Genomic DNA, 21,161 nt, shown 5'->3' with positions numbered 1-21,161 from the left:
AGCCGCCACACCCCGAAAGCGCCTGAGACAAAATACAAAGAAAACATTAAGAGCCGTCACGTCCCACCCGCCGGTGATAGATCCGCTATGCCATGGCGGCAGAAAAACAATTCCTAACTTTCCGTTCAGTGAGACATCTGCCCTATTCCTTGCGGAGCATCGTTTCGTTAGCTTCGTGAAAGACTGATGCGGTGGCTTGTCGGCGAGACGCGGGGCGGACGCGACAGATGGCGGTGCTGACGACAGGACGGCTCCCCGTGCGGCTGACGCCGCTTGTGGGCCGGGACGGCGAGCTTGGCGCGGTGACGCGCGCCCTCGCCGGCTGTCGCATGCTCACGCTGACCGGGCCGGGCGGTGCGGGCAAGACCCGGCTCGCGCTCGCCGCCGCGGGCGAACTCGCGGCCACGGACCTGGACGTGGCCTGGGTCGAGCTGGCGCCGCTATCCGATCCGCCGCTCATCGCTCCCGCGCTGGCGGGCAGACTCGGCGTGCAGGAAACACCAGGCGTCGAGCCGTCCGCCGCCATCGCCGCCCACCTGGCCGCCTACCGCCACTCGGGCGGGCTGCTTGTGGTGCTCGACAACTGCGAGCACCTGGCCGCCGAGATCGCGAGCCTCGCCGAGTACCTGCTCGCCGAGTGCCCGGCGCTTACCGTTCTCGCCACCAGCAGGGAGCCGCTTGGCGTCGAGGGCGAACGCTCCTGGCCGGTGCCGCCGCTCGAGCGCGCGGACGCGGCGCGGCTGTTTGAGGACCGTGCGCGCCTTGTCGCGCCGGCCTTCGCCATTACCGACGCGAGCAGGGATGCGGTCGTGGAGGTGTGCGAGCGCCTCGACGGACTGCCGCTGGCGATCGAGCTGGCCGCCGCCAGGATGCGGGTCCTTTCTGTCGGGCAGCTCGCGCGGCGGCTCGACGACGTGTTCGGCGTGCTGACCGGCGGCGCGCGGTCGGCGCCGGCGCGCCACCAGGCGTTGCGCGCCACGCTCGACTGGTCCTATGAGCTGCTCAACGGCCAGGAACGGACGGTCTTCCGCAGGCTCGCGGTGTTCGTCGGCGGGTTCACCCTGCCCGCTGCCGAACAGGTCACCGCCTTCCGCGGCATCGCGCCTGGCCAGGTCTTCGACCTGCTGAGCAGGCTCGCGGACAAGTCGCTGCTCCAGGTGGACAGCGAGCGCTATCACCTGCTTGCCACGATCCGCGAGTACGCGGCGGACAAGCTCGCCCAGGCGGACGAGCGCGACCAGGCGCGGCGCGCGCACCTTGCCCACTACACCGGGTTCGCCGAGGAGGCGGGCGACAGCATCGAGCACGCGGCTGCGGCAGGACTCGAGGCGGAACTCGACCGGGTCGACCAGGAGCGGGCCAACCTGCGCGCGGCCACCGAGTACGCACGGGGCAGCGGCGATGCGGTCGCCGCGCTGCGGATCGTGGGCCAGCTCGGCAGGTACGCCTACCTGCGCGGTCACTATCGCGAGGTGCGCGAGTGGATGGACCAGGCGGTGGCCGACGGCCCCGGCGCGCCGCCCGAACTGCGCGCGCGAGCGCTGTACGGCAGCGGCCGCCTCGCCTACCTGCAATGCGACTACGAGCCCGCGGTCCGCCGCCTCGACGCCGCGCTGCTGCTTTACCGTGAGCTCGCCGACGACGCGGGAACCGCCGCGTGCCTCCAGGCGCTGGGCAGCGTGGCACGCGAGCAGGGCAGGTACGTCAGGTCCGGGCAACTGCACGAAGAGGGGCTGCGGCTTGCCCAGGCCGCGGGCGACCAGTGGGCCGAGGCGAGCGCGCACGGTTATCTCGGCTTCGTCTCCTGGCTCCAGGGGAACCTTGAGCTGGCGGCGAGCGAATGCACCCGCGCCCTCGCGATGTTCCGCGCGCTCGGCGACGCGGAGGGCATCGCCTGGTCGCTGATCAGCCTCGGCGTGACGGCCCGCTACGCCGGCGACCTGGCGGCCGCGGCGGAATCGCTGGCCGAATCCCTCGAGCTGTCTCGCTCGATCGGCTTTCGCGAGGGAACCGCCTGGTGTGAGGAGCAACTCGGCCTTGTCGCCCTCGCCAAAGGCGACAAGGCGACGGCGGAGACGCGGCTGCGGTTCAGCTACGCCACACACGACGAGCTGCGCGACCGCTGGCGCGTGGCCAGCGTCCTTGAGAACCTCGCCGCGGTCTCGCTGGCGCATGACGCCCCGGACGGTACCCCGGCTACCCGGACCGCCGGGCCGGAGCGGAGCCCTGGGGCCGAGCGAGCCGCCGGGGCGGAGCGGGCTGCGCGGCTACTAGGGCTCGCCCACGCGACGCGCGAGGCGATCGGCACCGTCATACCGCCAGTGGAGCGCGCACAGCACGAAAAGATTGTCGCCGCCGCGAGAGCGGCCCTCGGCGACGCCGCCTACCAGGCCGCCTGGCGCCGTGGCAGCACCGCCTCCGGGCTGCCCGAAATGACCGGAGCCTCTCCGCTGACCGGCGTAACCCCGGTGCTGGTGTCCGCGATTCCTGGGCAGCCGACCGCGTCGCCGGTGACCGGCGCGACTCCAGTGCTCACCGCAGCGCAGCCCGGGCAGGCACCCACGGTCGCGGTCGTGCCGTCGGAGACACCGGCCAGCCCGCGGGCCGGACGGACGGTGACTGCGGACTCGTCGGGGTCAGCCGCAACCGTTCCTCCTGATGGGTTTGATTCCGGTGGGTCGGGGGGTGACCCGGTGCCGCTGGCCGCGCCGGCCGGCCCGCAGCCAGCGGGGAGGCCGGGCCGCCGGATGCCGGCGCAGGCGGGCACGGCGGACCGGGCGGAGGGACCGCTGCGCGTGCGCGCGCTCGGCAGGGCGACCGTGGAGCTCGGCGGTGTCGCCCTGACGACCGCGGACTGGGGCTACGCCAAGCCCCGCGAGCTGCTATTCCTGCTGGTCACGTCGCCCCCGCTGACCAGGGAGCAGCTCGGCGCCGCGCTGTGGCCTGACCTGTCGCGGCAGCAGCTGGGCAACGCGCTGCACACCGCGCTGCGCGAGCTGCGGCGCGCGCTCGGCGGCAACCACTGGGTGCGGTACGCCGCGGGCCAGTACACGGTCAATCGGGACCGCCCGTGCGACTGCGACGTGGACGCGTTCGAGTCCGCGCTCGCCGCCGCCAGCCGGGCCCGCCCGGCGAGCGCCGCGCTGCCCGACCTGCAGCGCGCCGTCGCCGCGTACGGCGGTGACTTCCTGGCCGGGATGAGCGCGGGGGAGTGGGCGAGCACCCGCCGCGACGAACTGCGCCGCCGGTTCGAGTCGGCGCTGCTCGCGGCCGGCCGCCTGCACGTAGCGGCGGGACGCCACCAGGCGGCGGTCGCCGTCTTCCGCCGCGCGATCGAGCATGAGCCGCTGAACGAGTCGGCGCACCGCGAGCTGATGACCTGCTGGTCCCGGCTTGGCGAGACCGCCCGCGCGGTGCGGCACTACACCGAGCTGACGGCGCTCCTGCGCGAGCAGGTCGGCGTCCCGCCGGCCGCGGAGACCACCGCGCTGTACGAGCGGCTGTCGGGCGGCGGCTGACTCCCGGCGTTGGGTGCCCCCTGCGTTTCACCCGGTGATTCCCCTTGTCGCAGTACGCTCCCCGGCACCGGCGATGCCAGACTCGTGCCCCGGGGAAAAGCCGTTCCCTGGCCGCGCGCGCGGCCGCGCGCGTGCGCACGCGGGCGCTGCGGCTGGAGGCATAGTTGTCCGATCCGATCGCCCCGCCTGCCGCCCGGCGGCCGTCGGAGGCCGCGGAACTGGTCGCGCTCGCCGTCAGCGATGGCGACCTCGGCGCCGCGGTCGCCCAGTACGAGCCCGCCGCCGCACTGCTGCCATTGGCCAGCCAGGACGGCGGAGACGGCCTGGCTGGCCGAGACAGTCCGAATGGCCACCCGGGCAACGGCGGGGACGGCCGTCGGCTCGCGGAGACGATGGCCGGCATCATGCGGCTGCGCCTTCCCCTGGATGTCCGGCTCATCGCGGTGCTGCCTGCGGCGGGCCTGACGATGCTGGTCTGCGAGCGGCGCATCGCGGGACAGGGGCCGGACGGTCAGCCGGTCAGCCTGCACGGCGTCGGCTGCACGGTGGTGCGGCCGCAAGACGACGGCACCTGGCGGATCGCGGCCGACGCCTGGCAGCTGACGGACAACAGCGGTGCCGAATAGCCAGGCACGCGCATAGCCGCGCCCCCGATGAGTCACCCATAACCCCCGAAGATTCCCCCGGATTCGTCAGCACACAGTGATTCGCGAACACCGCCGGGTGCGGGCGACACCGCCCGCACCCGGCGGACCACGGGGTTAATCAGAAGGGATCGTCATCATGGGCATTTCTTACCGCTTGCTTGGCGGCGGTGTGGCCGCGCTGGCCGCGAGCGCGCTCGCTATCGGGTCGCTCACCGGGAGCGCGTCGGCTGCCGGGGGCAGCACGGCCCTTGCGACGCTTGACGCGGCGACCTCGCCCGCGGCCGCTGGGGCCGCCGGCTACCAGTTCGTCGAGATCGGCAGCCACCAGGACCGCACGTTCAACCAGTTGCTCGGCATCAACAACAGGGGCCAGATCGCCGGGTACTTCGGCGCCGGCGTGCCCGGCCACCCGAACAAGGGCTACGAGATCAGCGCGCCGTACGCGCAGAACGACTTCCAGCACGAGAACTTCCCCGGCTCCGTGCAGACCCAGATCACGGGCCTGAACGACACCGGCATCGAGGTCGGCTTCTTCTCCACGCAGAACAAGAACGGCAACCCGGACAGCAACTTCGGCTTCTGGCGCCAGAACGGGAAGTACCACGAGGTCAATTTCCCGGCCAAGAACAACTCCACCCCGCCGCAGGACCAGCTGCTCGGCATCAACGACACCGGGACCGCGGTCGGTTTCTACAACGACAACGCGGGCAACTCCCACGGCTTCGCCTACAACATCGCCACGAAGAAGTTCAAGGTGATCACGGTGCCGGGTGCGACGTCGGTCACCGCCGCCGCCATCAACGACAAGGGCACCGTCGCCGGCTTCTACGTCAACGCGAAGGGCAACACCGTCTCCTTCACCAAGACGCACACCGGCAAGGTCACCACGATCGCGGTAGCAGGCGCCACGGCGACGAGCGCGCTCGGCCTGAACGATAACGGCTGGGTGGTCGGCTTCTACACCACGGGCAGCGGCAACTCCGCGGCCACGCACGGCTTCGTCTTCCTGCCCAACGGCAAGTTCATCACCAAGTTCGACGACCCGAACGGCCTCGGCAACACGACGCTCAACGGCATCAACAACGAGAACGACATCGTCGGCTTCTACGGCGACGCAGCAGGCAACACCGACGGCCTGGTGGCCTTCCCGCCCTTCTAGCGTCCCGAGCCCGGCCGCCGGCAGCACCACCCCGCTGCCGGCGGCCGTCCATTTTGTCGCGAAATCGACCCTGGTCACCGAGCAACCATCGGTACACAATGTTCGCCATGACCCAAGAAGACTTGTCCGGTGTCCCCGAGGACGTGGCCGCCGTCCGAGCGTCGATCGAGGCGGAGATCGCCGGCTCGACACTGCTTGCCGTCTACGCCGAGACCGTGGCGCAGGCGCCGGATGTGGTAGCGCAGGAGTGGCTGGACGGCGGCGAGTGGCGCTCGCTGACCTATGCCGAGGTGTATCAGCGGGTGCGGGACGCGGCGCTCGGGCTCGTCGCGACCGGCCTGCAGCCGGGCGAGTTCGCGGCGGTCTGGTCCCGCAACCGCTCGCAGGCGACGATCGCCGACTACGCGGTGATGCACGCACGCGGCATCCCGGTATTCATCTACCCGACGGTCTCCCCCGAGCAGGGCGCGGACATCATCAGCCACTGCGAGGCGACGGTGGTCTTCGTGGAGCGGGAGTTCCTCCCGGTCCTCCGCTCGGTGCGGCACCTGCTGCCCAAGCTCCGCGCGCTCGTCGTCCTCGACGACGGGCCCTCGGGCGAGACGGACGCCGAGGAAGGCACGCTCGGCTGGGCCGAACTGCTCGAGCGCGGCCGCGCCGAGGCCGAGGCGGACCCAGGCGCGTTCGAGCGGACCTGGCGCCAGGTGACACCGGACGACCTAGTGACCCTGATCTACACCTCGGGCACCACGGGCAGCCCGAAGGGCGTCATGATCACCCACCGGGGGATCCGCTACTCGCAGCGGGCGACCGAGCGGGTGATACCGCACGATCAGCTGGTGTCCGAGGACGGCACCGCCACGCTTGTCTCCTACCTGCCGATGGCCCATGTCACCGGGCGCCATGTGGACCACTGGGGCCCCATGGCGAGCCCGACGACGCTGGCCTACTGCCCGGACAACCTGCGGCTGTTCGAGATCGCCGCACAGGTCCACCCGACCGCGCTTATCGGCATCCCCCGGGTCTGGGAGAAGCTGCACGCCGCACTGCGCGGCGCGCTTCCCGACGTGACGCCCGCGGCGGTGAGCGCGCTGCCCGACGCGGTGAAGCAGGCCGTGCTGACCAGGATCGGCCTCGACCGGTGCCGGATCGCGACGAGCGGCGCGGCGCCGATCGACCCGGAGATCGTCGGGTTCTTCCGTGCGCTCGGCCTGCCGTTGACCGAGGGCTGGGGGATGAGCGAGCTGTCCAACGCGGCGACGCTCTCCGCGCCCGGCGACGCCCGCGGCGGCGCGGTGGGCACCGCGTTCCCCGGCATGGAGGTGCGCATTGCCGAGGACGGCGAGGTACTCGTCCGGGGCCCGCTAGTGATGGCCGGCTACTACAAGGACCCCGAGCTGACCATGGCGACCATCGACGCGGCGGGCTGGCTGGCGACCGGCGACATCGGCGAGATGGACGCCGACGGCTTCCTGAAGATCGTGGACAGGAAGAAGGAGCTGATCATCACCTCGGGCGGTAAGAACATCTCGCCGGCACAGGTGGAGTACGAGCTGCAGCGCCACCCGCTGATCGGCCAGGCCTGCGCGGTCGGCGACCGGCGCAACTACGTGACCGCGCTGCTCGTGCTCGACCCGGACACAGCTCAGGCGTGGGCACGGGCGCAGGGCATCGCGTTCGAGTCGCTCGCGGACCTTGCGGCCGACCCGGCCGTGCTCGCCGAGGTGGAGCGCGGCGTCGCTGAGGCCAACTCGCACCTGGCGCGGCCGGAGCAGGTCCGCAGGTGGAGGCTGCTGCCCGCCGAGTGGACCGCGCAGTCGGGCGAGCTCACCCCGTCGATGAAGCGCCGGCGCCGGGTGATCGTCGACCGCTATGCGAGGGAGATCGAGAGCCTGTACTACTAGCGATCCGCTGGGCACCCGGCGGGGCCCCTATCATGGCTTGGGTGACAGGTCATCAGCTGAGGCTCTATAACTCGCTCGGGCGGCTTACCGAGGATTTCGCGCCGTCCGCCGACGTCGTGGGCCTGTACAGCTGCGGGCCGACCGTCTACTCCTACCAGCACCTCGGCAACATGCGGCCGTACGTGTTCGCCGACACGCTGCGCCGCGCGCTGCGCTGGAAGGGCATTCCTGTCCGGCACGTCGTGAACATCACCGACGTCGGGCACGCCGTCGCGGACTCGGACACCGGCGAGGACAAGCTCGAGCTCGCGGCGGCGAAGGAACGCAGGTCCGTCGAGGAGATCGCCGAGTTCTACGCGCAGGACTGGCTGGACGCGCTGGCCGCGCTCAACGTCCAGCCAGCCGACGTGTACCCGCGGGCCAGCGCCTACGTGGACCAGATGATCGAGTTCGCGAAGGTGCTCGAGGACAAGGGCTACACCTACGAGCTGCCGTCCGGCCTGTACTTTGACACCTCCAAGTCGCCCGGCTACGGCACCCTCGCGCTGCTCGACCTGGCGGGCCAGCGGGAGACGGGCCGCGTCGAGCACGTCGAGGGCCGCAGGCATAACAGCGACTTCGCGCTGTGGCGCGCGGAGGAGCCGGGCGTCCGGCGGATCATGCGATGGAACTCCCCGTGGGGCTGGGGTGCGCCCGGCTGGCACCTGGAATGCTCGGTGATGTCGATGACGCTGCTCGGCGCCCACTTCGACATCCACACCGGCGGCATCGACCACCGGGAGCTGCACCACGTCAACGAGATCGCCCAGAGCGAGGCGTACCTCGAAGACGACCGCCCGTGGGTCCGGTACTGGCTGCACAACGAGTTCATCCTGCTCGACGCGCAGAAGATCGCGAAGTCGGCCGGCCATACCCTGCGCCTGGCAGACCTGGTGGAATCGGGCTATCACCCGATGGCCTACCGGCTGTTCCTGCTCGGCGGCCACTATCGCAGCCAGGTCGACTTCACCCTGACGGCGATGGACGCCGCCCAGGCGAGGCTGCGCCGTCTCGTCGCCAGGGTGGCACCGCTCCGCCCGTTCCCGCGGGTGGAAACGCTCGCCGCCGCCAGGTCACTGCTCGGCGTCCCCGTCGACGCGACCGGTGCCGCCATCGACGGCGAGGCAGCGGTGCCGGACACGGTCGATATCAAGACGGCGCTCGCCTACCTCGACGCGATCGACGCCGCGATCTCCACTGACCTCGCCACGCCCAAGCTGCTTGCGACGCTCCAGGACGCGCTGAAGGACCCGGGATTCACCCCGGACGGCCTGCGCGTCGTGGTGGCCGCCGCCGACGCTCTGCTCGGCCTGCGCCTCGACAACCTGGAACTCGCGGAAGTGGAGCAGCGCCGCACCGCCGAGGACCTGGCCCCGGACGAAGTGCAGGAGATCGAGCGCCTCGTCGCCGAGCGCACCCAGGCGCGCGCGGAGAAGAACTGGCCACGCGCCGACGAGATCCGCGCCGAACTCGATGCCCTCGGCGTCCAGGTAACCGACACCCCCTCCGGCCCCACCTGGCAGCTCCGCTAACTCCCGCCACCGCCGCGCGCCGCCGCGCTAGGGGATGTCGCAGATGAGGGAGAGGGTCACGGTGTGACCGGCGCGCACGTGCGTGGTCAGTGGCCGTGAGGACGCTGACCGGGCACCGCGGGTTCCGGCGTTCTTCCGGCTGGACAGCGGCCGTCAACCGCCGCCTGAAACCCCGCCCGCGGCAACGGTTAGCCGGACAGTTCCCGTTCCAGCGGGGTGCGGAAGCGCGGCGTGACCCGGCCCGTCCCGAGCCACGTCTCAAGCGAGCCGGCCAAAGCCGCGACCGCGGCCGCGCCGTCGGCCCCGATGTCCTCGAGCAGCCGGTACGCCACCTCGCCCGATGGGCGCTGCGCCCAGCCGCCGACCACGCGTCCCGCCCACCACACGCTCGGCCCGATGTTGCCTGTCCGGTCGAACAGGGTCGGCGTGTGCGGTCCCAGGTACCACGACCGCGACTGCCAGCCCATCGGCGTCGGGTCGAGCGCGGGCAGCAACGCGGCCGCCGGCGGCGCGCCAGGGGGGAAATCGAGGTCATCGGCGAGCATCACGCCGGCCTGCCCGTCGAGGTCCACCTCGGTCACCGGCAGCCCGTCGAGCGCCGCCTTCGTCTGGGCGCCCGTCCACCCGGCCCACCACTGCAGGTCGGACACCGGCGCGGGGCCGAACACATGAAGCCACCGCCGGGCGAGCTCGATCCGCGCGGCCCCCGCGTCCAGGCCCGCGCCAAGACCCGCACCGGGGTCGCCGGACGGCGCCGCATCGTGCTGCAGCCACGCCGCAGGCAGGAACCACTGGAACTGCCCGGAGGTCCAGCCGCCCTTGCGGTGTCCGCGGATGGTCCGCCCCTCGGCGGCGATCAGGATGAGCACCCGCGACGTGATGTTGGCGACCCCGCCGTATGACTTGTCCGGCGCGTAGACGAGCTGCGTCCGCAGCCGGGGCTCGTCCGCGGACAGTTCCGCGCCGCTCGCACCCCCGCCACGGCCCGCGAGCGCCCGCAGGACCCCAGCCTCGACATCCCGCAGCCAGCCGTCGGGGTCGCCGTCGCCCACCCCGCCGGCTGCCAGGTCCTTCACCAGCCCCCGCCGCATGCGCTTCGCGACGTCATCGGTGCACGCCGCCTGCACCACGCCGGCCAGCCCTGCGGGCACCACGAACACCGTCCGCCGCATGCCAAGCATCCTGACGACCGCACGGTCCGCATACAGCGCCGCGTCGACGTCCCCGGCCGCGCACCCGATGCGTGCCCAGGCCGACAGGTACACCGTCACGGGATCGGTCGCATGCAGCGCGATGAGCGAATCGGTCACCGAGGCAACCGACGAACCGGAAGATTCCGGCGCGCCAAGCCGGTGCCGCTCGAAGAGCCGCCCTTGCCGCTGCGCGGCGCTAACCTTCACTGCCATGACTCAGACACCGCCATGAGTCAGAAGCTACCGGGTGCCAGTGACAACGGTGGCACCGTACTCGTCGTCGTCGTGAATCCGCGCGTCGAGTCCGGCGCCGTCCATCTCCGCGGCCATCACCGGCGCCTGCTGTTCGCTGGTCTCCACGAGCAGCACGCCGCCCGGCGCGAGCCAGTCAGGCGCTCCGGCCGCGGCCCGGCGCAGGACGGCAAGGCCGTCCGTGCCGCCATCCAGGGCGAGCAGCGCCTCGTGGTCCCGCGCCTCGGCGGGCATGAACGCGATCTGCGATGTCGGCACGTACGGCGCGTTGCAGATCAGCACGTCGATCAGGCCGCGCAGCGAACCGGGCAGCACCGTGAACAGGTCTCCCTGGTAGACCACGCCGCCCAGCGGCTCGACGTTACGTCGCGCGCACGCGACCGCCGCAGGATCGAGATCGGAAGCGTGCAACTCCACCCGCCCGCCAAACCCGGCCAGGCCGGAACCGGCCAGGCCGGCGGGACCGGTCAGCCCCGAGGCGACCGCGAGCCCGAGCGCCCCGGTCCCACAGCACAGGTCGACGATCGCCGGCCGCGCGAGTTCGCCCCGCGCGCGGACCAGGCCGACGGCGACGGAGACAAGGAACTCGCTGCGGCGGCGCGGCACGAACACCCCAGGATCGACGAAGACCCGCAGCCCGCAGAACTCCGCCCAGCCGACCACTTGCTCGAGCGGTTCCCCGGCGGCCCGCCGCTCGACTAGCGCCTCAAGCTCGGCAGGCGTGGCCGCGGTCGCGAACAGCAGCGCCGCCTCCTCCTCGGCGAACACGCAGCCCGCGGCCCGCAGCCGGGCTATCACCGCTCCCTCTGTTCCCATGAGGGAGCCCACGCTAGCGGCGCCCGGCCGGCCACTCAAGCGTTTAATGACCGTGGCGGCAGCCCCGTCGCGCCAACCGATTTCCGGCAGCGCGCGTGCGGAAAGCGCGCAGCTGCCTCGAACTCTTTTCTCCTGACCTGGCCCGCCCTCAAACTCAAAGTGGTGAAGCAGGAGAAAAGAGCTCGCCGTTCGGGATGATCAACTAAAGACCTAAAGCTGCCCGACGTCGGTGACGTGTACGACCGCCGTGCCCTCGGCGTCGGAGGCGGCTAGGTCGACGGTGGCCGAGATGCCCCAGTCGTGGTCGCCCGCCGGGTCGTCGAAGATCTGCCTGACCGTCCAGCCGCCGGGAGCCTCGTCAATGATCAGCATCGACGGCCCGCGCGCGTCCGGCCCCGTGCCGATCTGAGAAAACTCATCGAAGTACGCCGACAGGGCCTCCGACCAGGCCGCCGCGTTCCAGCCGTCGGCGGCGTCAAGCTCGCCGAGCTCGTCGTAATGCCGCAGCGCGGCGAGGGTGACCCGGCGGAACAGCGCGTTGCGCACCAGCACGCGGAACGCACGCGGGTTGCTTGTCACGGTCTTCGGCTGCGACCTCAGTTCGGCGAGGTCAGCGGACAGGTCGTCGGGGTGGGTGAGCTTCTCCCACTCGTCCACCAGGGAGGAGTCGACCTGGCGGATCAGCTCGCCGAGCCATTCGATGAGGTCGGTCAGCTCCTCGGTCTTGGCCTCGTCCGGCACGGTCTGCCGCAGCGCCTTGTAGGCGTCGGCCAGGTAGCGCAGCACGATCCCTTCTGAGCGGGAAAGACCGTAGAACTGGACGTACTCACCGAACGTCATGGCCCGCTCGTACATGTCCCTGACCACTGACTTGGGCGAGACCATGTAGTCGCCCACCCAGGGGTGGCCGCGCCGGTAGATCTCGTAGCCGGCCTCGAGGACGTCCTCCAGGGGCTTCGGCCAGGTCACGTCCTCGAGCAGTTCGATCCGCTCCTCGTACTCGACGCCCTCGGCCTTCATCGCGGCGACGGCCTCGCCGCGGGCGCGGAACTGCTGCGCGGACAGGATCTGCCTGGGATCGTCAAGGGTGGACTCGATGACGGAAAGCACGTCGAGGGCGTACGTGTCGGTTTCCCGGTCGAGCAGGGAGATCGCGGCGAGCGCGAACGGCGACAGCGGCTGGTTGAGCGCGAAGTCGAACTGCAGGTCCACGGTGAGCCTGACGTAGCGGCCCTGGTCGTCCGGCTCGTCGAGCCGCTCGATCACGCCGCCGGCCAGCAGCGCACGGTAGATCTCGATGGCCCGGTGAATGTGCTTGCGCTGCTTCGCCCGGTCCTCGTGGTTGTCGGTCAGCAGGTGCTTCAGCGCCTGGTACGCGTTGCCCGGCCGGTCGATGACGTTGAGCACCATCGCGTGCGTCACCGTGAAGCTTGACGTGAGGGGTTCTGGCTCGGCGGCGACAAGCCGCTCGAAGGTCGGCTTGCCCCAGGAGATCGTCCCCTCCGGCGGCTTCTTCTTGACGACACGCCGTCGCGCCAGGGCCTCGTCGCCGCCGGTCTTCGCGAGGGCCTTGGCGTAGGACCGCTCGTTGTCGATGACGTGCTCGGGCGCCTGAACCACGACTTGCCCGAGAGTGTCGAACCCGGCCCTGCCCGCCCGCCCGGCGATCTGGTGGAACTCGCGGGCCTGCAGCAGCCGGGTCTTCTTCCCGTCGTACTTGGCCAGCGCGGTGAACACGACGGTGCGGATCGGCACGTTGATGCCGACGCCGAGGGTGTCGGTGCCGCAGATGACCTTGAGCAGGCCGGCCTGGGCGAGTGTCTCGACCAGACGCCGGTACTTGGGCAGCATCCCGGCGTGATGCACGCCGATGCCGTGCCGCACGAGACGGGACAGCGTCTTGCCGAAGCCGGACGCGAAACGGAAGTTGCCGATCAGCTCGGCGATCGCGTCCTTCTCCGCCCGGGAGCACATGTTGGTGGACATCAGCGCCTGTGCCTGCTCAAGCGCGGCCGCCTGGGTGAAGTGCACCACGTAGACGGGGGACTGGTTCGTGGTCAGCAGCTCGTTCAGCGTCTCGTGCAGCGGCTGCAGGCTGAAGGAGAAGACCAGCGGCACCGGGCGCTCGGCGTTCTTGACCACGGCCGTGGCCCAGCCGGTGCGCCTGGTCAGGTCTTCCTGAAACCGGGTGACGTCGCCGAGGGTCGCCGACATGAGGACGAACTGCGCCTTGGGCAGTTCGATGAGCGGCACCTGCCACGCCCAGCCGCGGTCGGGGTCGGCGTAGTAGTGGAACTCGTCCATGATGACCTGGCCGACGTCCGCGTCCGCGCCGTCGCGCAGAGCGATGGAGGCGAGCACCTCGGCGGTGCAGCAGATGATCGGCGCCTTGGCGTTGACCGACGCGTCGCCGGTCATCATCCCGACGCTCGCCGGGCCGAAGATCTCGCACAGCGCGAAGAACTTCTCGCTGACCAGCGCCTTGATCGGCGCGGTGTAGTAGCTGCGCTGCCCGTTGGCGAGCGCGGTGAAGTGCGCGCCGGTGGCCACGAGCGACTTGCCGGATCCCGTCGGGGTGGACAGGATCACGTTCGAGCCCATGACGACCTCGATCAGCGCCTCTTCCTGGTGCGGATAGAGCGCGAGGCCGCGGTCCTTCGCCCAGTCGGCGAAGGCGCTGAAGATGGCATCGGGGTCCGGCGGATTGTCCGGGTCGGTAAGCAGCGGGGGCAGCAGTTCGGTGAGCGTCGTCATGTCGTTATCTATCGTGCCTTGCCGTCCCGACTGCCTGAACCGCTTCCTGACCCGTTTCCTCAACCGTGAAGAGGGCGGTGACAGCGGCCGCTCTCCAAGAACGGCCCCGGGATATCACACGATGTGATCAACAACTCGAACGAGCCCGCAGATCTTCCCGGTCCGACCCGTGCCGAACGACGGAATCGGGTCCGAACAAGCCTCAACACGACGTCTTCGGGTCAGCAACAGTTACCAGAAGTAAACAGTGGATGAAGTGCTCGGCGAAGGTGCTGCGCTCGCCGTGCCGTGAACGGTATAACCGGACCTCCGGGGGACGCGCCCAGGGCCTGACGGGGGGCCGCGGAGCGGTGCGCGACACCCCGTTTAGGCCTCATTGACAATGGCGTCACGTGTGCCGCATCATGGTCTCTCTTGCTACCGCAAGAAAAACTTTCCCAGGCCATCACTTTAACTTCCGGATGTCGTATATGAAAAATTCCCTCCGGTTCATCACGCTCAGCAAGTACCCGCCCTATCGGTCGGGGCACGCGAAGCAGGCGCTGTGGAACAACACCGCGCTTGCCGTGCTCACTGGGGCAGAGCAACACCAAGTAACGTACTGCGGGGCATCCCCGGATCCGGAGGACGACGCAGGCCAGGGAGTCGTGGTCCACCACGTTCGGGAAGTGCCGGGAAATCGCCGGGTGCCGGACGGGCACCTGCTACGCGCGGTCGGGGCGGAGCTTTATCGAGCCTGCCTTGAAAACGATATCGACGTCATAAACACTTATTACATCGATCCGCACGCGGCCCTTGCCAATAGGGTCGCGGACGCAGTCGCACTTCTGCGGCGGCGGCCTATCGTTATCCACAGCATAGAGGGCAGCGACGTTCTCGAATCCGTCTGCGAGCACCTCGTGGACGGGTCGGCCGGTGTGCTGTTCGGTGACGTAATGCGCGCCGATGTGCTGTGCACGGTGTCGCACTACACAGCGCAGCGCTTCCTGGCCGGCGCCGAGGCGGTCGGCGGCGCGCGCCTCGCAGACACGCTCGCCGAGTCGATCGTGCTGCGCTACCCGGGCCTGCCGCCCGTCGCGTACGCGCAGCCGTCGCAAGAGGAACTGCGCGAGTTCCGGCAGCGCTCCGGGCTGCGGCAGGACTCGGTGATCATCTCCACGCTCGGCAGGCTCGAGGAGGAGAAGGGCCTCGACACCCTGCTGGCGATCGCCGACCTCGCCGCCGCCTGCCGGCCGGAGTTCGAGTTCGTCATCGCCGGGACCGGCTCGCTTGGCGACGTGCTCACGGAGCGGGCGGCGACTATGCCGAACCTGACCGTGCTGCGCAACGTCAGCTCCCACGACGCCCAGTGCTTGCGTGCCACCTCCGAGGTCGGCGTCTTCCCAACCCGGGTCATCCCCGGGTTCATCGAGACGTTCTGCGTCGCGGCGCTCGAATACGAGGCGCTCGGCGTCCCGGTGCTCGCCTCGTCGATCGGCGGCGTGCCCGAGGCCACCCCCGACGACCGGTTCCTCGTCGCGCCGCACACAGCGCCGGCCGAGTGGCTGGCGCGGATCGAGGACGTGCTGGCGAACCGGGCCGAGCGCAGCGCGGTCGCGGCCGCCTTCGCAGGCAAGTTCACCAGCGCGCGCAGCGCTCAGCGGCTCATCGACCTGGCGAACCTGGCCGCGGACCGCTTCAACCGCTCGGTACCGCTGAAGGCCGACCCGGTAGACGACTACCTGGCCACCTGGCCGGCCCGCCGCCAGCTGTTCGCCGAGCCGGTCCAGATGTAACCAAACCAAGGACGCCACCCCGCCCGCAGAGTCATAGCAAGGCGTCCCAGCCAACCACCACCCCGTTCGGGCTTCTCCAGCCGTTGACTTTGATCTTGACTTTGACCTTAGTCAGCCACCGAGGAGAGGCGCGGGTGCCGGGAGATTAGCCCGCGGCCTTCCGAAGGAGCGCCGCGGGTAATCTTCCGGTACCCAAGCCATGACCGGCTCTTGATCTTGATCTTGAGACACCAGCCGGAAACGTCAGCCCAGCGCGGTGACCCGGCGCAGCACCTCGGCGCGCCCGAGCGCCGCGCAGGTCTGCGCCAGGTCGGGCGACTGGCGTGAGCCGGTGACAAGCACGCGGATCACCGCGGCGGCGTCGGCGATAGAGCCGGGGAAGGCCTCGGGGTTCTTCTTGTAGTCCTTCTGCCGCAGCGCGAAGCCGAGCTCGCCGGCCAGGTTGCGGATCTGGTCGAACCACTCCACGTCCGGCCCTGGCTCGACGTAGGCCGCCGCGAACCCGGACGCCATCGCGCGCACCTTGTCCACGGCGAGGCCGTTGAACCGCTCGTCCGCCGGGTCGGTGACAAGCTCGTAGACCTCGGGGAAGAAGAACCCGTACACGGTGCGGAAGTCCGCCCACTTGCGCAGGTCCTTGCGCGGCTTCTCGGTGTCGACCCGCTCCACGTCAAGGGCGCGCAGCGCCAGGTCGCGCTCCGCGGTGACCACCGCGGCGAGGTCCTTGTCGTACTCGGCGAGCCAGGGCAGCAGGCGCTCGAGTATCACCGGGCTCGGCAGCGTCGCGACGTAGTCGGCGCTGACGTCATCGAGCTTGACCATGTCCAGCAGCGGCCCGGCGACGCCGAACTCCGCCAGCCGCAGCGGCTCGGCGAGCGCCTGGGGCAGCGGCATCTCCGCGAGCCGCCCGTTGGCGAGCCCGCGCAGGTAGTACAGCACCGCCTCGGCAGGGAAGCCCTGCTCGAGGTAGTAGCCGACGCTTGCCTCCGGGTCCTTCCGCTTGGAGAGCTTGCGGCGGCTGCCGCCGTCCTGCTTCATCAGCGGGGCCACGTGCGCGTAGGGGATCCTCGGGAACCCAAGGGCATCGAATAGCTGCAGGTGCAGCGGCACAGAGGAGATCCACTCCTCGCCGCGGACCACCAGCGTGATCCCCATGAGGTGATCGTCGACCGCGTGCGCGAAGTGGTAGGTGGGCAGCCGGAGCTCGGCGTCGCTGCGCTTGAGTATGACCACGTCGTTGCGGTTGTCGTCGGCGCTCAGCTCGCCGCGGATCTCGTCGGTGAAGCTGACCCGCGCGCCGCCGATGCCCGGTGACCGGAAGCGGACCACGTACGGGTCGCCAGCCGCGAGGCGGGCGCGCACCTGGTCTTCCGGTGCGTCGCGCCAGATCGCCCAGTCACCGTAGTACCCGGGCAGCGCGCCGACCGCCTTCTGCCGCTCGACCCGCGCCTCGGCCTGCTCGGTGGTCTCGAAGCACGGGTACGCCTTGCCCTGCCGCAGCAGTTCCCGCACGTACGTGTGGTAGATCGCGGCGCGGGCCGACTGGGTGTAGGGGCCGTAGGCCCCGCCCACGGCATCCGACTCGTCGGCCGCGATGCCGAAGTACTCGAAACCCGCCTCGAACTGCGCGAGCGCCCCCTCGGAGAACCGCGCCTGGTCGGTGTCCTCGATGCGCAGCAGGTAGCGGCCGCCGCTGTGCCGCGCGAGGTCGAAGTTGACCGACGCGGTGAAGATCCCCCCGATGTGCAGCCAGCCGGTTGGCGACGGCGCGAACCGCGTCACCTGGGCGCCGGGCGGCAGCGACCGCGCCGGGTAGCGCGCCGCCATCTCCTGCGGTGTGGGCAGGTCGGCGGGGAAGAGGGAATCGATAAGGTCCGCGCTCAGCATGAGTCAAGCCTACCGAGGGCCCGCTTGCCCCCGCTCCGGTTAACCGGCCACGGCCCGCGGCGCCCCGCTACGGCCCCGCGGTGCCCCGCGGTGCCCCGCTACGGCCCCGCGGTGCCCCGCTACGGCCCCGCGGTGCCCTGCTACGACTCGCGGCCGCGCGGCCAGCGCAGCCGCCCGCGAGGCGGCGGCAGCGCCTGGCATTCTGTGACCCGGGCGGCGACCGGGCCGGGCAGCCAGGACCGCGGCTGATGGCCGACCTCGGCGAGCAGCCAGGCGTGCAGCCGCTCGGCGGTTGGCCGTTTGGCAGGGTCGGCGGCCAGGCAGGCGAGCACGATGGGCGCCAGCCACGGCGGGCAGCCGTCGAGATCGGACTCGCCAGGCGGCACGCTCACGGTCACCCGGATGCCGGGAGCGAGCGGCGCCGGAATGTCGGCCCACGGTGACCGGCCGGTCGCCGCGTAGAGCGCCGTGACACCGAGCATCAGCACGTCATCGGCGGCCGCTCCCGGCCCGGCCACCAGCGCCGCCCTGCTGGTGCCGAAGTCGGTGAGCACCGGCCCGTGCCCGCCGAGCAGCACGTTGCGCGGGCAGACGGCGTGGTGGGCGAGGCCGGTCTCGTGCAGCATGGCGAGCGCCCCGGCGACGCCGAGGGCGATCCAGCCCGGCGTCTCCGCCGGCAGCGGGCCCGTTTCTGTGACGACGGCGGCGAGCGAGGGACCGCGCACCAGGGTGCTCGCCACCCACCGCTGCCCGCGGCCCGCCAGCGCGCCGCAATCGATGACCGACGTCAGATGCGGGTGGCGGACCACGGAAGCGGCGAGAACGCCCACCGGCAGGCGGCGCCGGACATCCGGGTCCGCGGTCAGCTGCTGGTCGAACATCTTGACCGCCGCCCACCCCGAGTTCACCGCGCCGGAGTCGCCGTCGTCGTCGTCGGCGTCGCCGCCGAAAATGCTCTCGCCCGCGAAACCGCTTCCGCCGTCGATGGCCCGTCCGCCGCCGAAGGGGCTGGCACCAGGGACGGCGGCGCCGGCCGCGCCCGCGACGTTGGCGAGGTAGACGGTCCCGGCCTGCCCCTCGCCAAGCCGGGCGACGATCCGCCACCCGTCTGCCTCCCGCGGGTCACCAGGGCCAAGGGGAAGGTAGGCGGGCTCGCTCCATTGCCGCGTCGATACCCATATCCAGGCAGGACCGGAGAATTCCTTCGCCGCGACGTCCGCCCTGGTGAACTGAGCGACAGGAATTCCCGGATATCCCGGTTGGATTATTAGCGCAAACGCATGATCGGAAAGCGCGACGGCGAGATCGGCGGTGGGTTCGGCATCGAGTGCGGACCGCAGCGCCGCGCTGTCCACCAGCCGGTTGATGTCGACGATGACCGGGCCGCCAAAGCCGGCCACGTTCCGCTCGACCAGCCCGACGCCGATCGCCATCCGCAGCCTGATCCGGTCCGCATGCTCTGCGTTGTCTCTGCTTAGGCTCGCCGTAAGCGACCTCAGCAGAACCGCTAGCACGGCGGTCGGGTCGATGTCGGCGGGCAGGATCGCATTGATCCCGTCTCCGGTCCACTGATGGTCGACGACGGTCGCGTCGAGCCTAAGCCCGCATTCCGCGAGCGTCGCGACCACCAGCCGGCGCAGCCGTTGCTGCACGCTGTCCCTGCCAGGCACGGAGCGGCCGCCATATCCGGCGACATCGAGCACGAATCCCATTCGCAGCGCGCGACCGGATTGCCGTCGCACGCCAGATGCTCCGCTCCCGGGCCCGGCCGTCCCCACGTCCTGCGCCCAGTCTTCCATTTTCGCCACGCTCCCACCCCATAGCGTAATAGCAATTGCCCAAAGCGGAAGGTGCCAAATACTCGTTATCAGTCCGTGAGATCTGGCAATATAAGTGACGTGCCAGTGTCGATATCTCCCCTGCCCGTTCCCGCCGCTGGCACGCGGGAGCGGAGGGCGTCCATGAGCCTCGCGAGCCGCGACCAGTGGCCGGAGAGCAGCTTCGTCGGCCAGCTCCAAGAGACGGAGCGGGCCGCGTTGCTTGCCGCTGGCGCTCCCATTCGCTTTGACGACAACGCGATCCTGCTGCTCCAGGGCGAGATCGCCGAGTGCGTTTACGTGCTGACCAACGGCTTGGTCAAGGTCATCGTCGCCGCCGAGAGCGGCGCGGAGACGACGCTCGCCATCCGCTCGCGCGGCGACCTGGTTGGCGAGTTCGCGCTGCTCGACGAGAAGCCGCGGACGGCGACGGCCCGGGCGGTGGGCGAAGTCACCGCGCTGAAGATCGGCGGTAGCGCCTTCGTGCAGATCACCGGCGAGTCCGCCGCTATGCAGGGTGCGGTCACCAGGTACCTGCTGGCGAAGATGCGGTCGACCACGGAGCGGCGCGCGGCGGAACGAGTCTGGGATGCCAAAGAGCGGCTCGCCCAGGTTCTCTACGACCTGGGCCGGCTGCACGCGCAGCCGGGACCCGATGGCTCGGTCCGGGTGCCGATTACCCAAAGCGAACTCGGGGACCTCGCGGGAGTGGCGGTATCCACCACGGAGCGCGTGCTGAAGGACCTTCGGAAGCAAGGCGCTGTCACAACGCGTTATCGAGAAATTACAATACGCGACATGGCCTATCTCGATAGCCTCCGATTTCCCTAGGAAATCGGCTGAACCCCTCGTCGGAGGGAATTTGCCGCGGCGCCATGGGCTATGGTTCCTCGCGGAGATTAGTCCTTGCGGAGGGACAGATCCGTTGCGAGCGACCGGCTTGGGGTGGTGGCCGGTCGCTCGCTAATTTTCCGCTACTATGGGTAGCGCGAAGGGGAGTAGCTCCCGAAGACGTGTTTTGGACACGTCTTCGCCGGGACGCCGACAATCGCGGTTCGGTGGCCAGCCAAAACTGTCCAGCCGGATCCGGTGCCCGGGGGCCGTGCCAGGGATTTGCCTGGTGGGGTCTGAGTGAGACCTTCGGCCGACAGCCGGTGCCCGGAATCCCTGGACATCGCCCGCGCTGCCGTGCCGGAGGCTCGTGGCCGCACAGCGAGAAACCGGCCGGCCCGATTTCAGGGAGCCACCCGAGCGATGAGCCTGACCGCAGCGGCCGCCACTTTCCTGGCCGTGCTGCCCGCCGAACTCCCCGACAAGACCATCCTCGCGTGCCTCATCCTGTCCAGCCGCTATCGTCCGAGCGCGGTGTTCGGCGGTGCCGCCCTGGCCTTCATGACGCAGGTGGTCATCGCGGTGGCGGCGGGCGGAGCGCTCAGCCTGCTCCCGCACCACATCGTGGAGGCGTGCGCCGCGGCCGCGTTCCTCGCCGGCGCCGTGGTGCTGTGGCGGCAGAAGGCAGAGAAGGACGACGAGGACGATGACACCGGCAGGGACGGCATGCGAAGCGGCTTCTGGCCCGTGTTCGGCACCGCCTTCGCGGTCGTGTTCCTCGCCGAGTTCGGCGACCTGACGCAGTTCCTTACCGTGAGCCTCGCCGCGCGCTTCCATGACCCGATCGCCGTCGGCATCGGCGCAACCCTTGGCCTGTGGGTCGCCGCCGCGTGCGCGGTCACGCTCGGCTGGCGCCTGCTCAAGCTGATCCCGATGCACTGGCTGACCAGGGGCGCGGCCGTGGTCATGGTCATCTTGGCCGGCACAAGCGCCTATGCCGCCGCGAACTAGTCGAGCGTTAGGGCTAGCGCTGATCG

The 21,161-nt window shown here is 70.3% G+C and carries 13 protein-coding genes; 8 read left to right on the top strand and 5 right to left on the bottom strand.

The genetic code is table 11. The features are described 5' to 3' along the window. Positions 1-227: 227 nt before the first annotated feature. The 5 genes from EAS64_RS01695 (at position 228) to cysS (ending at position 8,799) form a co-directional block, all read left to right on the top strand. Entirely contained in the window at positions 228-3,518 is a 3,291-nt protein-coding gene (locus tag EAS64_RS01695; RefSeq protein WP_145850936.1) for a BTAD domain-containing putative transcriptional regulator, read from the top strand. A gap of 164 nt (positions 3,519-3,682) precedes the next feature. Then, on the top strand, positions 3,683-4,144 hold the full coding sequence (locus tag EAS64_RS01690; protein ID WP_145850935.1) for a YybH family protein: 462 nt from the start codon (positions 3,683-3,685) through the stop codon (positions 4,142-4,144). Positions 4,145-4,301: 157 nt separating this feature from the next. Further along, positions 4,302-5,324, top strand: a complete 1,023-nt coding sequence (locus EAS64_RS01685) for a hypothetical protein (protein ID WP_145850934.1) — start codon at positions 4,302-4,304, stop codon at positions 5,322-5,324. 107 nt (positions 5,325-5,431) lie between these two features. Beyond that, on the top strand, positions 5,432-7,228 hold the full coding sequence (locus EAS64_RS01680; RefSeq protein WP_187365622.1) for an AMP-dependent synthetase/ligase: 1,797 nt from the start codon (positions 5,432-5,434) through the stop codon (positions 7,226-7,228). 41 nt (positions 7,229-7,269) lie between these two features. After that, entirely contained in the window at positions 7,270-8,799 is a 1,530-nt protein-coding gene (gene cysS, locus EAS64_RS01675) for a cysteine--tRNA ligase (RefSeq protein ID WP_187365621.1), read from the top strand. A gap of 188 nt (positions 8,800-8,987) precedes the next feature. Here the strand turns inward: cysS and EAS64_RS01670 are convergent, their stop codons facing one another. The 3 genes from EAS64_RS01670 to EAS64_RS01660 form a co-directional block, all read right to left on the bottom strand. Beyond that, positions 8,988-10,205, bottom strand: a complete 1,218-nt coding sequence (locus tag EAS64_RS01670; RefSeq protein ID WP_145850931.1) for a winged helix DNA-binding domain-containing protein — start codon at positions 10,203-10,205, stop codon at positions 8,988-8,990. Positions 10,206-10,232: 27 nt separating this feature from the next. Further along, positions 10,233-11,060: a putative protein N(5)-glutamine methyltransferase gene (locus EAS64_RS01665; RefSeq protein WP_145850930.1), complete on the bottom strand. Its 828-nt coding sequence runs from the start codon at positions 11,058-11,060 to the stop codon at positions 10,233-10,235. 210 nt (positions 11,061-11,270) lie between these two features. Beyond that, positions 11,271-13,814 (bottom strand): DEAD/DEAH box helicase, encoded by a 2,544-nt coding sequence (locus tag EAS64_RS01660; RefSeq protein ID WP_145850929.1) that lies wholly within the window; start codon positions 13,812-13,814, stop codon positions 11,271-11,273. A gap of 470 nt (positions 13,815-14,284) precedes the next feature. On the opposite strand from EAS64_RS01660, the gene EAS64_RS01655 reads away from it, so the two are divergent. Next, positions 14,285-15,589, top strand: a complete 1,305-nt coding sequence (locus EAS64_RS01655) for a glycosyltransferase family 4 protein (RefSeq protein ID WP_187365620.1) — start codon at positions 14,285-14,287, stop codon at positions 15,587-15,589. Positions 15,590-15,832: 243 nt separating this feature from the next. Here the strand turns inward: EAS64_RS01655 and EAS64_RS01650 are convergent, their stop codons facing one another. Together EAS64_RS01650 and EAS64_RS01645 are read right to left on the bottom strand one after the other, a co-directional pair. After that, on the bottom strand, positions 15,833-17,476 hold the full coding sequence (locus EAS64_RS01650; RefSeq protein ID WP_145850927.1) for a glutamate--tRNA ligase: 1,644 nt from the start codon (positions 17,474-17,476) through the stop codon (positions 15,833-15,835). A 140-nt stretch (positions 17,477-17,616) separates the two neighbouring features. Further along, a complete protein-coding gene (locus EAS64_RS01645) occupies positions 17,617-19,218 on the bottom strand; it encodes a protein kinase family protein (protein ID WP_145850926.1) in 1,602 nt (533 codons plus the stop codon). 219 nt (positions 19,219-19,437) lie between these two features. On the opposite strand from EAS64_RS01645, the gene EAS64_RS01640 reads away from it, so the two are divergent. Together EAS64_RS01640 and EAS64_RS01635 are read left to right on the top strand one after the other, a co-directional pair. After that, entirely contained in the window at positions 19,438-20,124 is a 687-nt protein-coding gene (locus EAS64_RS01640) for a Crp/Fnr family transcriptional regulator (protein WP_145850925.1), read from the top strand. 423 nt (positions 20,125-20,547) lie between these two features. Next, on the top strand, positions 20,548-21,135 hold the full coding sequence (locus EAS64_RS01635; RefSeq protein ID WP_145850924.1) for a TMEM165/GDT1 family protein: 588 nt from the start codon (positions 20,548-20,550) through the stop codon (positions 21,133-21,135). Positions 21,136-21,161: the final 26 nt, after the last annotated feature.

It is taken from the genome of Trebonia kvetii (assembly GCF_007827045.1).
Lineage (GTDB): Bacteria > Actinomycetota > Actinomycetes > Streptosporangiales > Streptosporangiaceae > Trebonia > Trebonia kvetii.
The sequence above is the reverse complement of the archived record's forward strand: the minus strand, read 5'-3'. Positions and strand labels throughout refer to the sequence as shown.

Excerpts from the sequence above, each read along its gene's own strand:
- EAS64_RS01695 (WP_145850936.1), top strand. The coding sequence starts at position 228 with ATGGCGGTGCTGACGACAGGACGGCTCCCCGTGCGGCTGACGCCGCTT.
- EAS64_RS01685 (WP_145850934.1), top strand. The coding sequence starts at position 4,302 with ATGGGCATTTCTTACCGCTTGCTTGGCGGCGGTGTGGCCGCGCTGGCC.
- EAS64_RS01680 (WP_187365622.1), top strand. The coding sequence starts at position 5,432 with ATGACCCAAGAAGACTTGTCCGGTGTCCCCGAGGACGTGGCCGCCGTC.
- EAS64_RS01670 (WP_145850931.1), bottom strand. The coding sequence starts at position 10,205 with ATGGCAGTGAAGGTTAGCGCCGCGCAGCGGCAAGGGCGGCTCTTCGAG.
- EAS64_RS01665 (WP_145850930.1), bottom strand. The coding sequence starts at position 11,060 with ATGGGAACAGAGGGAGCGGTGATAGCCCGGCTGCGGGCCGCGGGCTGC.
- EAS64_RS01660 (WP_145850929.1), bottom strand. The coding sequence starts at position 13,814 with ATGACGACGCTCACCGAACTGCTGCCCCCGCTGCTTACCGACCCGGAC.
- EAS64_RS01655 (WP_187365620.1), top strand. The coding sequence starts at position 14,285 with ATGAAAAATTCCCTCCGGTTCATCACGCTCAGCAAGTACCCGCCCTAT.
- EAS64_RS01650 (WP_145850927.1), bottom strand. The coding sequence starts at position 17,476 with ATGCTGAGCGCGGACCTTATCGATTCCCTCTTCCCCGCCGACCTGCCC.
- EAS64_RS01640 (WP_145850925.1), top strand. The coding sequence starts at position 19,438 with ATGAGCCTCGCGAGCCGCGACCAGTGGCCGGAGAGCAGCTTCGTCGGC.
- EAS64_RS01635 (WP_145850924.1), top strand. The coding sequence starts at position 20,548 with ATGAGCCTGACCGCAGCGGCCGCCACTTTCCTGGCCGTGCTGCCCGCC.